The organism is Pseudomonas sp. K5002, from assembly GCF_013386655.1.
GTDB lineage: Bacteria > Pseudomonadota > Gammaproteobacteria > Pseudomonadales > Pseudomonadaceae > Aquipseudomonas.
This window is the reverse complement of the sequence record NZ_JACARK010000079.1, coordinates 1-366: the sequence shown is the minus strand read 5'-3', so window position 1 is coordinate 366 and position 366 is coordinate 1. Positions and strand designations below refer to the sequence as shown.

The following is a 366-nucleotide window of genomic DNA, read 5'->3' as shown; positions in this document are numbered from 1 at the left end:
CTGCGCCGCGCCGCCTTCCAGCTTGCGCCACAACAACCGCACGTTCGCCTTGCGCACCAACGCACAGCGATACAACCGGATCTCCAGCGGCACATGCCATTGCGGGCCGCCGCACACCACCAGTTCACCCCGGGCCAGCTCGGCGCGCACGCTCAACTGCGGCACCCAGGCAATGCCCAAGCCCTCAAGGGCCATGCTTTTCAGGCTGTCGGCCATGGCCGTTTCGTAAATCGTGGTAAAGCGCAGCGCCCGCTGGCGCAGCAGCAGGTTTACCGAGCGCCCCAGGAAAGCTCCGGCGCTGTAGGCCAGCAGCGGCACGCTGCCCTCGCCTTCCAGGTCGAACAGCGGCTTGCCGTCGGCATCGGC

1 protein-coding gene is annotated in these 366 nt (G+C 67.5%); it reads right to left on the bottom strand.

Annotated features, from left to right (window positions below):
* Positions 1 to 366, bottom strand: a 366-nt coding sequence (locus HX846_RS04910; protein ID WP_256739770.1) for a LysR substrate-binding domain-containing protein, incomplete at both ends; no start/stop codon positions are given.